This window comes from Mailhella massiliensis (assembly GCF_020741395.1).
GTDB lineage: Bacteria > Desulfobacterota > Desulfovibrionia > Desulfovibrionales > Desulfovibrionaceae > Mailhella > Mailhella massiliensis_A.
Window position 1 is genome coordinate 1 of record NZ_DYZA01000132.1, and the last position, 11,840, is coordinate 11,840.

13 protein-coding genes are annotated in these 11,840 nt (G+C 62.4%); all 13 read right to left on the reverse strand.

Annotation, left to right across the window (positions count from 1 at the left end):
* Positions 1 to 970: ABC transporter permease (locus K8W16_RS06615; protein ID WP_304122290.1), on the reverse strand; the 970-nt coding region annotated here is incomplete at its 3' end.
* A gap of 80 nt (positions 971 to 1,050) precedes the next feature.
* Positions 1,051 to 1,761 carry an ABC transporter ATP-binding protein gene (locus K8W16_RS06620; protein WP_304122291.1) on the reverse strand — a complete coding sequence of 237 codons (711 nt, stop codon included), beginning with the start codon at positions 1,759 to 1,761 and terminating at the stop codon, positions 1,051 to 1,053.
* A gap of 7 nt (positions 1,762 to 1,768) precedes the next feature.
* A complete protein-coding gene (locus K8W16_RS06625; protein ID WP_304122293.1) occupies positions 1,769 to 2,203 on the reverse strand; it encodes a hypothetical protein in 435 nt (144 codons plus the stop codon).
* Positions 2,204 to 2,296: 93 nt separating this feature from the next.
* Positions 2,297 to 4,036: an alkaline phosphatase gene (locus K8W16_RS06630; protein ID WP_304122295.1), complete on the reverse strand. Its 1,740-nt coding sequence runs from the start codon at positions 4,034 to 4,036 to the stop codon at positions 2,297 to 2,299.
* Positions 4,037 to 4,341: 305 nt separating this feature from the next.
* Positions 4,342 to 4,650 (reverse strand): DUF3467 domain-containing protein, encoded by a 309-nt coding sequence (locus K8W16_RS06635; RefSeq protein ID WP_304122297.1) that lies wholly within the window; start codon positions 4,648 to 4,650, stop codon positions 4,342 to 4,344.
* 231 nt (positions 4,651 to 4,881) lie between these two features.
* A complete protein-coding gene (locus K8W16_RS06640; RefSeq protein ID WP_304122299.1) occupies positions 4,882 to 5,415 on the reverse strand; it encodes a hypothetical protein in 534 nt (177 codons plus the stop codon).
* A gap of 417 nt (positions 5,416 to 5,832) precedes the next feature.
* Positions 5,833 to 6,231: a F0F1 ATP synthase subunit epsilon gene (locus K8W16_RS06645; protein ID WP_304122300.1), complete on the reverse strand. Its 399-nt coding sequence runs from the start codon at positions 6,229 to 6,231 to the stop codon at positions 5,833 to 5,835.
* Positions 6,232 to 6,243: 12 nt separating this feature from the next.
* On the reverse strand, positions 6,244 to 7,656 hold the full coding sequence (atpD, locus tag K8W16_RS06650) for a F0F1 ATP synthase subunit beta (RefSeq protein WP_304122302.1): 1,413 nt from the start codon (positions 7,654 to 7,656) through the stop codon (positions 6,244 to 6,246).
* 12 nt (positions 7,657 to 7,668) lie between these two features.
* Positions 7,669 to 8,547, reverse strand: coding sequence for a F0F1 ATP synthase subunit gamma (locus K8W16_RS06655; RefSeq protein WP_304122304.1), 879 nt, complete (start codon positions 8,545 to 8,547; stop codon positions 7,669 to 7,671).
* Positions 8,548 to 8,550: 3 nt separating this feature from the next.
* Positions 8,551 to 10,065, reverse strand: a complete 1,515-nt coding sequence (gene atpA / locus K8W16_RS06660) for a F0F1 ATP synthase subunit alpha (protein WP_304122306.1) — start codon at positions 10,063 to 10,065, stop codon at positions 8,551 to 8,553.
* Positions 10,066 to 10,068: 3 nt separating this feature from the next.
* The gene (gene atpH / locus K8W16_RS06665) at positions 10,069 to 10,620 is read right to left on the reverse strand and encodes an ATP synthase F1 subunit delta (RefSeq protein ID WP_304122308.1); all 552 of its coding nucleotides are present in this window, start codon (positions 10,618 to 10,620) and stop codon (positions 10,069 to 10,071) included.
* Positions 10,617 to 11,177 (reverse strand): ATP synthase F0 subunit B, encoded by a 561-nt coding sequence (locus tag K8W16_RS06670; protein ID WP_304122310.1) that lies wholly within the window; start codon positions 11,175 to 11,177, stop codon positions 10,617 to 10,619. Before K8W16_RS06670 ends, atpH begins: the two co-directional genes overlap by 4 nt.
* Before the next feature lie 20 nt (positions 11,178 to 11,197).
* Positions 11,198 to 11,614 carry an ATP synthase F0 subunit B gene (locus K8W16_RS06675; RefSeq protein ID WP_304122311.1) on the reverse strand — a complete coding sequence of 139 codons (417 nt, stop codon included), beginning with the start codon at positions 11,612 to 11,614 and terminating at the stop codon, positions 11,198 to 11,200.
* Between the last annotated feature and the right edge of the window lie 226 nt (positions 11,615 to 11,840).

Below are 11,840 nucleotides of genomic sequence, written 5' to 3' on the forward strand. Positions count from 1 at the left end.
CGAGCAGGCAGCCCGCAAGCATGACGCCCGAGACCATGAGCCACACGCTCACGGCAAGAAAGGCATGGGAAGCGCCGAGAGCGCGCAGAAGGGCCAGGGACTTCACGCGCATGGCCACGGCAAAGAAGCCCGAAACCAGCGCCGCGGCAAGGGCGGCCGCCTGCGCGGCGAAGGTGAGCATGAGCATGACGCGCTGCACCTCTTCCAGCGTGCCGAAAAGCCGGGTGAGCACTTCGCCGGAAAAAACAGCCTGCGTATCCCGGCCGTTCAGAGCCGCGCGCAGGCGGTAGGCGTCGGCCACGGTGACGGGCTTGACCACCACGGCGGAACAGCGGCCCTCTCCCGCGCCGTGCATCTTCCACAAAGCCTCTATGGGCACGACAATGGCCCTGTCCCAGGGGGTGCCGGTGGCGGGCATTTTCCCCACCACACGGAAGGGATGATCATGGGCATGGGAGGAGCCGCCCTCGTCGAGCGCCGCCTCGGCCACACTGCCGTGGCTCGGCATGAAGCTGTCCCCCTCCTTGAGGGGCACGCCCGCCCCTACCACGGCCTCGCCGGGGGTGAGGAACATACGGCCGGAGGCAAGGGGCCTTCTACCGCCCAGGTTGACCAGCTCGGAGGAAGTACCCGCGATGGGGTAATTACGCCAGCGGTCGCCGAAGGCCAGCGGCGCGGCCCAGCGGATGCCGCCGTGGGCCTTCACTTCCTCAAGCGTGCCCGCAGGCAGCAGGGAAAGGGCTTCCGGCCGGAGATACACCGTGCCGAGCACCAGATCCACGGCGCTGCCCTTCGCCCCCACCACAAGGTCGAAGGCGTCGGCGGAAGAGGCCATGCCGGAGCGTATGGCGCGCTCCATGAGGGATACGGCGGGGCTGAGGCTCCCGGCAAGGGCCAGCACCAGGGCAAGGGCCAGCGCACCGCCCCAGGAGCGGCGGAATTCGCCGCGAAGGAAAAGAAAAGGATTCATAACGCTCCAGAACTCCATGAAAAAGCCCTGCGCCGCGCCGCCCCTTCCCGGAAGCGTCGCTTTTTCGCGGGATGCGGAAGTCATTTGACCTTGAGTTCGCCTTCCTGCACGGGGAAAAGGCGGCCGCGCTCCAGAAAAAAGCGCTGATCCATCCTGCCGTGCATGGCCCGCTCATGCGTCACCACAAGAAGGGTGCAGCCTTCCGAGCGGGCCAGATCCACCATCTCATCGGTAACAAGCTGCGCGTTGCCCCTGTCCAGGCTGGCCGTGGGCTCGTCGGCCAGAAGCACCGAAGGCCGGAGCAGCACGGCCCGCGCCATGGCCACGCGCTGCTGCTCCCCACGGGAAAACACGCCCGCCGCCGCCCCGAGATTGCGTATGCCGAGCCGCCGCAGGAGGCTGTGCGCCCGGATCAGAATATCCTCCGGCACGCCGAAACGGCGGAAGGTGACGGGCAAAAGCACGTTCTCCAGGGCCGAAAGCCGGGGAAAAAGCTGAAAATCCTGAAAAATCATGCCCACATGCCGCCCGCGCCACACGTCCCTTTCCCTCTCGGGCATGGACGAAAGCTCCTCCCTGCCCCAGCGGATCTCACAGCCTTTTTCCCTGTCGGGCAGCACAAGCCCGCAAAGGAGATGGAGCAGGGTTGTCTTGCCGGAGCCGGAATCGCCGTACAGGCCCGCCAGCGTGCCGCCGGGAAGATGAAATTCCGGGATATCCAGCACAAGGCGCGTGCCTTTGCCGTCCTTCACGCTGTAGCGGACATTCTTCAGGGTAAGGGCGTTGTCCATGCTTGCCTCACAGGGTATGGAAGGTGGCGTCTCTCAGGCGCATCTGGCTCACGAAGCCGGTATCCTCATCCGTCCAGGAGCCGACTTCCAGCATCCCCTCCACCTCTATGACCGCGTTGTTCTGCACGAAGCGCTGCTTTTCGGAGAGGTAGACCACCAGGATGTTGTCCGGCCAGTCCGCATCGGACTGGCAGAAGGGGCACAGGGCCACGGGCTCCCGGGTGAGGACGAAGAAATCCGCGTCCGCCTTCAGCGGCGGGGCCATGAAGCCGCGGATGATCACGCGCTCCCCCTTCAGGGAGAGCACCTTGTCGGAAAAGCGCAGGCCGAGCGCCCCGCCCCCGCTGTAAAGTTCGTCGAAGTTCAGGCGTTTGTCCGCCCCGGCCTGTGCGCCCGGCGCGCCGAGCAGAAGGCAAAGCAGGAGAGTCAGCCAGATTTTCATGTCGCTTCCCGTGGAAAAAAGACTCGTGCGGGCGCCCCGCCCATGCGGGACGCCCTGTCCGGAGAGGCGGAGCGAATTCCCCCGCCCTGCCGCCTACCTGCCGAGGGCCAGGGCCTCGGCCATGATGCGGAAAATTTCCGTGCTGTTCATGAAGCCGCGTATCTGTTCGGCATTGGGGCCTCTCGCACCCACCACAAGGTCGTCTATGGCGTGCACGCCGGTGGATTCCGTGCGGGGAAGGTTGCCGGGCACGAACTGCGCCCCGGGAATGTCCTTGTAGGCCGCGTTGGCGATGTAGTGGCCGTTCTCATCCTTCACCGCAGGGACAAAGGGGCCGTCGACCTTGGGGCGGTAAGTTTCGTAATGATCCGGGTAGTTGCCGATGAAGGCGGCGAGGCGCTTTTTCACATTCACGTCGTCGGGGTAGCCGTCGCCGTCGGCATCCTTGTAGTCGGGATAACCGGCGGCCGCGTAGATGCCCACCTTGTCGCGCATGAGCTCGCCGGGCAGGGTGTCGTCCACGGTGCCGATGATGCTGAGGGCATGGGTGTGGTCGCCGGTGACGATGAGAAGCGTGTCGGGGTTGGCGTCGCAGAATGCCTGGGCCTTGGCCACCACCTTGTCGAACATGATGGTGTCGTAAATGGCGCGCTCCCAGTCCAGCGGATGCGAATACTTGTCCACGAGCCCCGCTTCCAGCATGAGGAAGAAGCCTTCGGGATTTTTGGAGAGCACCTTGAGGGCGGCGTCCATGGAGTCCGTGAGGTCGGGCTGGTCCGGGAACTTGGATACCGTGCCCTTCTTGAGCTGCTTTCTGTCCAGCGCGCCGTCGAGGTTGCCGGTATGGAAGAGGCCGAGCAGCCGGTCGGGCGTCTTTTCCATCACCTCCAGAAGCTCGGTGCGCGTGGTGGCGAGGCTGTAGCCCGCCTTGCGGAAGTCTTCCACATAGTCCTTCTCGTCCTTGCGCTTGGAGCCGGGCACCGTGCGGGGCAGGAAATAGGCGGAACCGCCGCCGATGAGCACTTCAGGGCGGATATCGGCGAACATGCCCACAATGGCAGCCTTTTCCGAACGCTTGCGCGTGTGGGAGACCACAGCGGCAGGGGTGGCATCCTCAATTTCCGCATCGGAGACGATGCCTATGGACTTCTTCGTCTTGCGGCGCAGAAGCTCGGCTATGGTCTCCTGGCGCGGGTCGTCAAAGGGGTCCTTGGTGCGGTCGGCATACACGCCTATGGCGTTCACGCTGGACTTGTGGCCCGTCATGTAGGCGGAAGCGGTGTTGGCCGAGTCTGCGGCGATGGAATCCACGCTGCAGGTACCGAGCATGCCGGTATGGGGCAGCGTATCCATGGAGAGATACCCGTTGTACATGCCGTTGGTCACGCCCTTGGAGAGCAGGCGGGCGCCCGTCCGGTGGCCCATGCTCAGGCCGTCCGCAATGAGCAGGATCACGTTCTTCGCCTTCGGCGTATCCGGCGTGCCGTACACGTCCCACCCGGCCCGGGCCTCCTCCCTGCCGTCTTTCGCGCTCACGGTGTACTTGCCGGGCTTCAGGGTCACGTTGCGCAGAATAACGGCCGAGCCCTTGCCTTCCTCGTTTTTAATGAACTCGGGCTTTGCCCCGAACACGTCGGCCGCACTTTTGCCGTTGATGCGCACGTCCGCCTCGGAGGCGCTTATCTCCCTGTCGAATTCCACCTTGAAGTCGAACTTCGCGCCGCCCAGGAAGCGGGCGGTGTCCACGGGGTAGATTGCGGGCGCGCCCTGCGCCGTGGCCGAAAAAAGCGCCATGCCGAGGCACAGCGGGGCTATTGCGGTTATCTTCATCATATTCCTCCACAAGTTGTTTTCCATGCGGGCACTATGGCCGAAGCCCGTGTCGCATCTGTGAAGGCATGATGATTTCTTCATGAAGAAAGAAGACGCTCATGTGACAGGGCGCCGCCCCCGGGCGTCTTTCCCGCGGCGCGCAGGCCCCGGAAAGCGCGCCGCACAATATCATGCAGCCATTCCCGTTGAGCAAAGCCCCAAGCTTGTCGTACCTTGAAGGCAATTCCGGGAGGATGCCATGCACAAGAAAAAGCGCCGCCCCCGGATCCTTGCCCGGCGCGGGGGAGGAAGCTCCGCCTGCGCCGTCAGGATTCTTCGCTTTTTCTCTCCGCCGAAAAAGGCTCAATGGGGCCGAAGCGCCCTTCATATTCCTGAAGGGTGCGGATAAGCGTGGCGGCCAGGCGCTTCGCGCCCTGCGGCGTCATGGCTATGCGGTCCTGCATTTCCACCACCAGATTGCCGGCAAGCGCCGCGTCGGACGAAGGTTCCATGCGGCTTACCCCGCAGTTCAGAAAAAATTCCCCTTCCCCGTAGCGCACCTGAAAGGCGTTGGCATAGGAGGTACGGATGCCTGCCGACTCCACATGCAGGCCGATTTTCTGCTCTTCAGACATAACTGCTCCTCAATGACGTTTCCGATGTTTTCCGCCCTCTTCAGGCGGGCCTGAAGAACAGGGCAGCCGCCCCGGAAAAGCCCGCGGGTGCGGGGAAGCCCGGCTTCCTGCCTGCAAAGGGCAAAGGAAAGGCCGCGGCCTCTGCCGGAGCGTTCCGCGCAGGCCCTGAGGCCTGCACCGCGGAAAGCCGGGCGGACGCCCGGGCCCCGCTTTCCCCTGCCGGGAGGGCCGTCAGCGCCTGCCCTTTTTCTTTTCTTCTTTATTATCTTTATTAATGGTGACGGTGGGCAGGTCGGCAAATTTCACCTTGCGCCTGTTCACCTGAGAAAGGATGGCGTTGGTGTAATCGGCCTTGTCCCAGTCTCCGGCAATCACCATGCTCCGGGAAACGACCAGCAATACGCCGTTCTTTTTCCGCCACTTCTCCACTTCCTCCACCACCACGTCCTGCACCGCGCGCATGGCGGCCTGACGCTCCACGTCCATCTGCCGGTTCAGCACGGCAAGGCCCTGGGCGTAGATCCTGTTCCTTTCCGCCTCGGCCTCTTTCGCATGGGCCTTCTTCAGGTCTTCAAAGCCCTTCTGGAGCACCTGCTGCACTTTTTTGAGGTGCTCCTCGGCCTGCTTCCCCGGCGTGGATTCCACCATGAGGCGCTGCATGTCCACCGAAACCACCTCAGGTGCTCTGGCTTCCAGGATTCCGACGGAGGAAAAAAGGACGGCCACGGCCACGACAAAAGAAAAAAAGGACTTTCCGCGCATCATACTCTCCTGCATGGGGAAAACACTCCCGCAGACACGCCTCCCGGCAAAATGCAGGCAGGCTCATCCCAGAAAGACTCTTCTTCTGCTCTACACGAGGACTGCCTGCGCCGCAAGGAAGAACGAAAAAAGAATAAAAAAAGCCGTTCCGTTGAGGAAAAAAGCTCCCCGGTATGGCCGGGGCCCGGCGCTGCCGGGCAGGAGGAAATCCCCCTTCCGGACGCCTGCACAAACTTCCCTGCCGACCGGCTCCCAGGTTCCCCGGGGGCTCCTGAAATCGGGAGCCTCCCGGCAGGGAACACAGGTCCTGCCCGGAGACGCAAAAGGGGCATCCCTTCCGGGATGCCCCCACAATTCACACAGAGCCCCACGGCCGCGCCCTGCCGGAAAAACGACGGGCCGCGGCGCAAGGGATCTTTTTCAGCGCCTGGCGATTCGGATGCGCTCTATGGCCCTCGCAAGGGCCAGTTCGGCGCGGGTCACGTCCGTATCGGGCTGCGGATCGGCAAGGCGCGCTTCCGCGCGGGCCTTGGCCTGCTCCGCCCTGTCCACGTCTATGTCGGCGGCCAGTTCGGCGGCTTCCGCCAGAATGGTCACCTTGTTGTCCGCGACCTGGGCAAAGCCGCCGGATACGAAAACCCAGCCTGTGACGCCTCCCTTACGGTAGTACAGGTCACCGATCCTCAATGCGGAAAGCATGGCCGCATGGCCGGGCATGACGCCGAATTCGCCGTCCACACCGCTTGCGCCCACATAGTCCACTTCTTCCTGAAGCACGACCTTGTCGGGAGTGACGATATCAAGACGAAGACCTTCCATAGCGGTCTCCTCTTATGCCTGCTGACGCTTGTTGTACTTTTCAATGGCCATGTCGATGCTGCCCACGTTGAACACGTCCGTCTCGGAGAGATAGTCGTATTCGCCTTCAAGCAGCCCCTTGAAGCCCTTGATGGTGTCTTCCAGTTTCACATACACGCCGGGAATACCGGAGAACACTTCCGCCACATGGAAGGGCTGGGAAAGGAAGCGCTGGATGCGGCGGGCGCGGGCCACAGTCATCTTGTCCTCGTCGGAAAGTTCGTCCATACCGAGGATGGCGATGATATCCTGGAGATCCTTGTACTTCTGCAGCACCTGCTGGACACGGCGGGCCACGGAATAGTGTTCCGTGCCGACCACGTTCGGGTCGAGGATGCGGGAGGTGGAGTCAAGCGGATCCACGGCCGGGTAGATGCCCAGCTCGGCAATGGAACGGTTGAGCACCAGCGTGCCGTCCAGGTGGGCGAAGGTGGTGGCGGGAGCCGGGTCGGTAAGGTCGTCGGCGGGAACGTACACGGCCTGCACGGAGGTGATGGAACCTGCGGAGGTGGAAGTGATGCGTTCCTGGAGGCCGCCGAGGTCGGTGCCCAGGGTGGGCTGATAGCCCACGGCCGAAGGCATGCGGCCCAGAAGCGCAGACACTTCTGAACCGGCCTGGGTGAAGCGGAAGATGTTGTCGATGAAGAGCAGCACGTCCTGATGTTCTTCATCGCGGAAGTACTCGGCGCAGGCAAGGGCGGTGAGGGCCACGCGGGCACGGGCTCCCGGGGGCTCGTTCATCTGGCCGTAGACAAGCACGGCGCGCTCCAGAACCCCGGCTTCCTTGAGTTCACCGTAGAGGTCGTTGCCCTCACGGGTGCGCTCGCCTACGCCCGCGAACACGGAGTTGCCGCCGTGCTGCTTGGCGATGTTGTTGATCATCTCCATGAGGATAACGGTCTTGCCCACGCCTGCGCCGCCGAAGAGGCCGATCTTGCCGCCCTTGGGGAAGGGAATGAGCAGGTCCACGACCTTGATGCCGGTTTCCAGAAGTTCCACCTTGGTGTTCAGGTCGGTGAACGCCGGGGCAGGACGATGGATGGGGAAGTACTTGTCCGTCTCAATGGGGCCGAGGCCGTCCACAGGCTTGCCCACCACGTTCAGGATGCGGCCGATAGCAGCCTTGCCCACAGGCGTCATGATGGGCTTGCCGGTGTCCACCGCTTCCATGCCGCGAACCAGGCCGTCGGTGCTGTCCATGGCGATGGTGCGCACCACGTTGTTGCCGAGGTGCTGGGCCACTTCGCAGACAAGATCCGTGGCGTTGGGGTTGTTGACATTATTGATCTCAAGCGCGTTGAGGATGTTCGGCAGCTTCCCTTCCGGGAAAGCCACGTCCACAACAGCGCCGATGACCTGTACAATATGGCCTTTGTTTGCTGTCATGCCCTAGTGCTCCTACTGGCTTTGCTGCGCATTTGCGCCGCCAACGATATCGATGAGTTCGTTGGTGATGGCAGCCTGACGGGTCTTGTTGTAAAGAAGCGTCAGAGAATTGGTCAGTTCGTCGCAGTTGCGCGTGGCGTTGTCCATGGAGGCCATGCGCGCTGCGTTCTCACTGGCGGAGTTGTCGAGAAGTCCGCGATAGATCTGAACATTCACATAGCGGGGCAAGAGTTCCGCAAGCAGCGTTCCGACTTCGGGCTCATACAGGCACTCCGCGGCCGGGGCTTCCTCATCTCCGCCTTTTGCGGAGGAGATCACGGGCAGAAGCGCCATGGTCGTGGGTATCTGACGGGTCATGCCCGCGAACTGGCTGTACACGAGATACACTTCGTCGGCCTCGCCGCTTTCATAAAGCTGCGCCACCTTCCCGCCCAGCCGGACCGCCAGACGGAAATCGAAGGAACCCATGACGTCGCCGTACGATTCTATGGTCTCGAACTCGGTCTTCCGCACCGCGTCACGGCCCTTGCGGCCCACGCAGATGAACCGGACGGCAAGGCCTTCGCCGGCCCGGGCCCGGGCCAGCTCAAGCGCCGTCGATATCAGATTGACGTTGAAGCCCCCGCACAGGCCCCTGTCGGAAGTGAGCAGGATGATCACCGCCGAAGAGACCTTCTTGTGAACCTGAAGCAGCGGATGGGCCGCCTCTTCCGTTCTGGCGGCAAGGTCGCCCAGCATCTCGCCGAACTTTTCCGCGTAGGGGCGGAAACGCTCGATGCGGTTCTGGGCGCCGCGCAGCTTCGCCGAGGCGACCATGCCCATGGCCCTCGTGATCTGCTTGGTCTTGCCGACGCCAGCTATCTGGAGTTTTACATCTTTCAACGAAGGCATGAGTTACCCCCGCGCCTTGAAGGATACCTTGAACTCTTTGATGGCCGCGGAAAGACGGGCTTCGAGATCTTCATCCAGCTTCTTGCGATCGCGGATATCGGCGAGGATATCGGGCTGCTCGGTGCGAAGCATCTCCAGCAGGCCGGCTTCAAAGGGAAGCACGTCCTTCACCTCGATATCATCCAGGAAGCCGCGGGAAGCGGAGAAGATGGAGGCCACCTGCTCTTCCGTGGGCATGGGATGATACTGAGGCTGCTTGAGCAGTTCCGTCATGCGGGCGCCGCGGTCGAGAATGGCCTTGGTGTCCTTGTCCAGGTCGGAACCGAACTGGGCGAAGGCCGCCATTTCGCGGTAATGGGCGAGGTCGAGACGGAGAGAACCGGCCACCTGCTTCATGGCCTTGATCTGCGCCGCGCCGCCCACGCGGGATACGGAGATACCCACGTTGATTGCCGGGCGGATACCGGCGTTGAACAGGTTCGTTTCCAGGAATACCTGACCGTCGGTGATGGAAATCACGTTGGTAGGAATGTAGGCGGAAACGTCGCCGGCCTGCGTTTCAATGACGGGCAGGGCCGTCAGGGAACCCGCGCCGAGATCATCGCTGAGCTTGGCCGCGCGTTCCAGCAGGCGGGAGTGCAGGTAGAACACGTCGCCGGGGAAGGCTTCACGTCCCGGAGGACGACGGAGCAGCAGGGACATCTGGCGATAGGCCACGGCCTGCTTGGAAAGGTCGTCGTAGATAATGAGGGCGTGTTCGCCGTTGTCGCGGTAGAACTCCGCCATGGTGCAGCCGGAATAGGCCGCGATGTACTGCAACGGCGCGGACTCCGAGGCGGAAGCGGAGATGATGGTGGTGTATTCCATGGCGCCGTGCTGGCGCAGCGTCTCCGCCACCAGGGCCACCGTGGATTTCTTCTGGCCTATGGCCACATAGAAGCAGTGCACGCCCGTGCCCTTCTGGGCAAGGATTGCGTCCACGCAGATAGCCGTCTTGCCCACCTGGCGGTCGCCGATGATGAGCTCGCGCTGTCCGCGGCCGATGGGCGTAATGGCGTCAATGGCCTTGATGCCCGTGACCATGGGCTCGTGCACGCTCTTGCGCTGCATGATGCCGGGAGCTTTAAGCTCCACGGGACGGATTTCCGTGCTTTCCACCGGTCCCAGGCCGTCCAGAGGCTGGCCCAGGGGGTTCAGCACGCGACCCGCCACGGCGGAACCTACGGGCACGGAGAAAATCCGGCCGGTACGCCTGACGGGATCGCCTTCCTTGATCTCGGTATCGTCGCCGAGCAGCGCGACACCGACGTTGTCTTCTTCGAGGTTGAGCACCATGCCCATGAGCCCGCCGGGAAACTCCAGCAGTTCCATGGACATGGCATTCCGCACGCCGTACACGCGGGCGATGCCGTCGCCCACATACATGACGGTGCCAGTCTCGCTCATTTCCACGTGCTGGTCGTAGTTGCGGATCTGCTCCTCGATGATCTTTCCGATCTCTTCAGCCTTGATGTGCATGGCCTACTCACCCCTCTTGATGGATTCCCTGAGGTTGTCGAGCTGCGCGCGCAGGCTCGCGTCGTACACCTTGTCCCCCACGCGGAAGACAACGCCTCCGATGATTGCCGGGTCCACGACGTAGTCAAGCTCAAGCTTGCGCTCTGTCTGCGATTCCAACTTCGTTCTGATGCTGTTCCTGCGCTCTTCATCCAGCTCAACGGCCGTGGTGACGACGCCGCGTGAAATGCCGCGCTCCTCGTCCAGCATGGCCGAAAAATCCGCCGCAATGGCGGGAATGAGCGACAGCCGGCCCTTGTCGGCCAGAAGCGCACAGAAACGCTGTTCCACAGCGCCGCCGCCCGCCACATCCAGCAGGGACAGCGCCACTTTCTTCTTCTCTTCCGTGGAGAGGACGGGGTTGCGGAAGGCTTCCGCCAGCCGGGGAGTCTTTTCCACCGCCTCGCCCAGGGCACTAAGAGACGCTCCATAGCGTTCCAATTCCGCTATGCCCGCTTCCTTCCCCAGGGAAAAGAGAGCTGCGGCATAGCGCCGGGAAACGACATTGCCGATCACTGCAGCACCACCTTGGTCAACGATTTGTCGATCAGTTTCTGATGCGTTTTGGCATCCAGCCCGCCGAGAAGACTTTTCTCCACTTCCGCAACGATGGTTTCCGCCATGCGTTCGCGAATGGCTTCAAGCTCGGCCTTGCCTTCCTGTTCCGCGGCAAGGACTGCCTGCTCCACAATGTGGGCGGCCTCCTTCTCTGCTTCGGCCAGAATGGAAGCTCTGATGCGTTCGGCCTGAGCGCGGCCTTCTTCAAGGAGCTTCGTACATTCTGCGTCCACGTCGGCTATCCGGCGTTCCACCTCCGCCAGATTCGCTTCCGCTTCCGCCTTGCGCCTGGCCAGGTCGTCCATCTCCCGGACAATCCCTTCGCGGCGGTCTGTGAAAAACTTTCTGATGATCTTGCTCGCCGCGTACCAGATGATGCCCACGAATATGGCGCCGTTGATCACGCGGAGCAGAAAATCGCCCCAGGGCAGGGAATGACCGTCGCTCGCACAGGCTATCTGGCACGTTGCCAGAACCAGAGCGCAGGCCGCCGTCATACCATAGATTTTTTGCACGCCGTTCTCCTTTGCGATGACTATCCGAGCATGGACTTCAGGGCGACCTGAACAAAATCGCCCACTTTTGCGTCAAGCTCGCGCCTGGCTTCCGCTCCTTCCTCCTGGATGCGCCCGGCAGCGGCGCGGTGTATGGAGCGGGCCTCGTCGCCGGCTTCGTTCAGCCTGGCCTGGGCCGCCTCTTCCGCAGCGGCCTTCATGCTCTTGCGCAGGGCGGACATTTCCGCGCGCGCCTCCGCAATGCGGGCGTTGTACCCGTCCAGCTTGAGGCCGGCCTCGCCCTCAAGGGTATCGGCGTCGCCTCTCAGCACGTCATTCTGCGCGCGGCGGCGGGCCATGGCGCCCCGCACCGGGCGAATGATCAGGTAATTTATGATCGCGAGCGCGACCAGGAAATTCACCACCTGAATCAGGAGGGTGATGTCGATATTGATCATTCCGGGAACCTCCAACCGAAGCTGTAAAAAGGGACCGCTTGCCGATATGCAATTCTAAGCCCCCAAAGTTCTGCGCTCCTGAATTATTGGGAGTAGAATCATGTTTCTAGGTATCCCGTTTTTCATTCTTTGTCAAAGCCGGGAGAATTTTTCTCCAAGAAATGAAGCGGTTCCGCTCCCACTTTGCACAAAAAATGACAACGCCCGACACTATGGCATATCATAC

What these genes read in the sequence shown, in the direction of transcription:
- K8W16_RS06620 (WP_304122291.1), bottom strand. Translation starts at nt 1,761, where the DNA reads ATGGACAACGCCCTTACCCTGAAGAATGTCCGCTACAGCGTGAAGGAC.
- K8W16_RS06625 (WP_304122293.1), bottom strand. Translation starts at nt 2,203, where the DNA reads ATGAAAATCTGGCTGACTCTCCTGCTTTGCCTTCTGCTCGGCGCGCCG.
- K8W16_RS06630 (WP_304122295.1), bottom strand. Translation starts at nt 4,036, where the DNA reads ATGATGAAGATAACCGCAATAGCCCCGCTGTGCCTCGGCATGGCGCTT.
- K8W16_RS06635 (WP_304122297.1), bottom strand. Translation starts at nt 4,650, where the DNA reads ATGTCTGAAGAGCAGAAAATCGGCCTGCATGTGGAGTCGGCAGGCATC.
- K8W16_RS06640 (WP_304122299.1), bottom strand. Translation starts at nt 5,415, where the DNA reads ATGATGCGCGGAAAGTCCTTTTTTTCTTTTGTCGTGGCCGTGGCCGTC.
- K8W16_RS06645 (WP_304122300.1), bottom strand. Translation starts at nt 6,231, where the DNA reads ATGGAAGGTCTTCGTCTTGATATCGTCACTCCCGACAAGGTCGTGCTT.
- atpD (WP_304122302.1), bottom strand. Translation starts at nt 7,656, where the DNA reads ATGACAGCAAACAAAGGCCATATTGTACAGGTCATCGGCGCTGTTGTG.
- K8W16_RS06655 (WP_304122304.1), bottom strand. Translation starts at nt 8,547, where the DNA reads ATGCCTTCGTTGAAAGATGTAAAACTCCAGATAGCTGGCGTCGGCAAG.
- atpA (WP_304122306.1), bottom strand. Translation starts at nt 10,065, where the DNA reads ATGCACATCAAGGCTGAAGAGATCGGAAAGATCATCGAGGAGCAGATC.
- K8W16_RS06675 (WP_304122311.1), bottom strand. Translation starts at nt 11,614, where the DNA reads ATGATCAATATCGACATCACCCTCCTGATTCAGGTGGTGAATTTCCTG.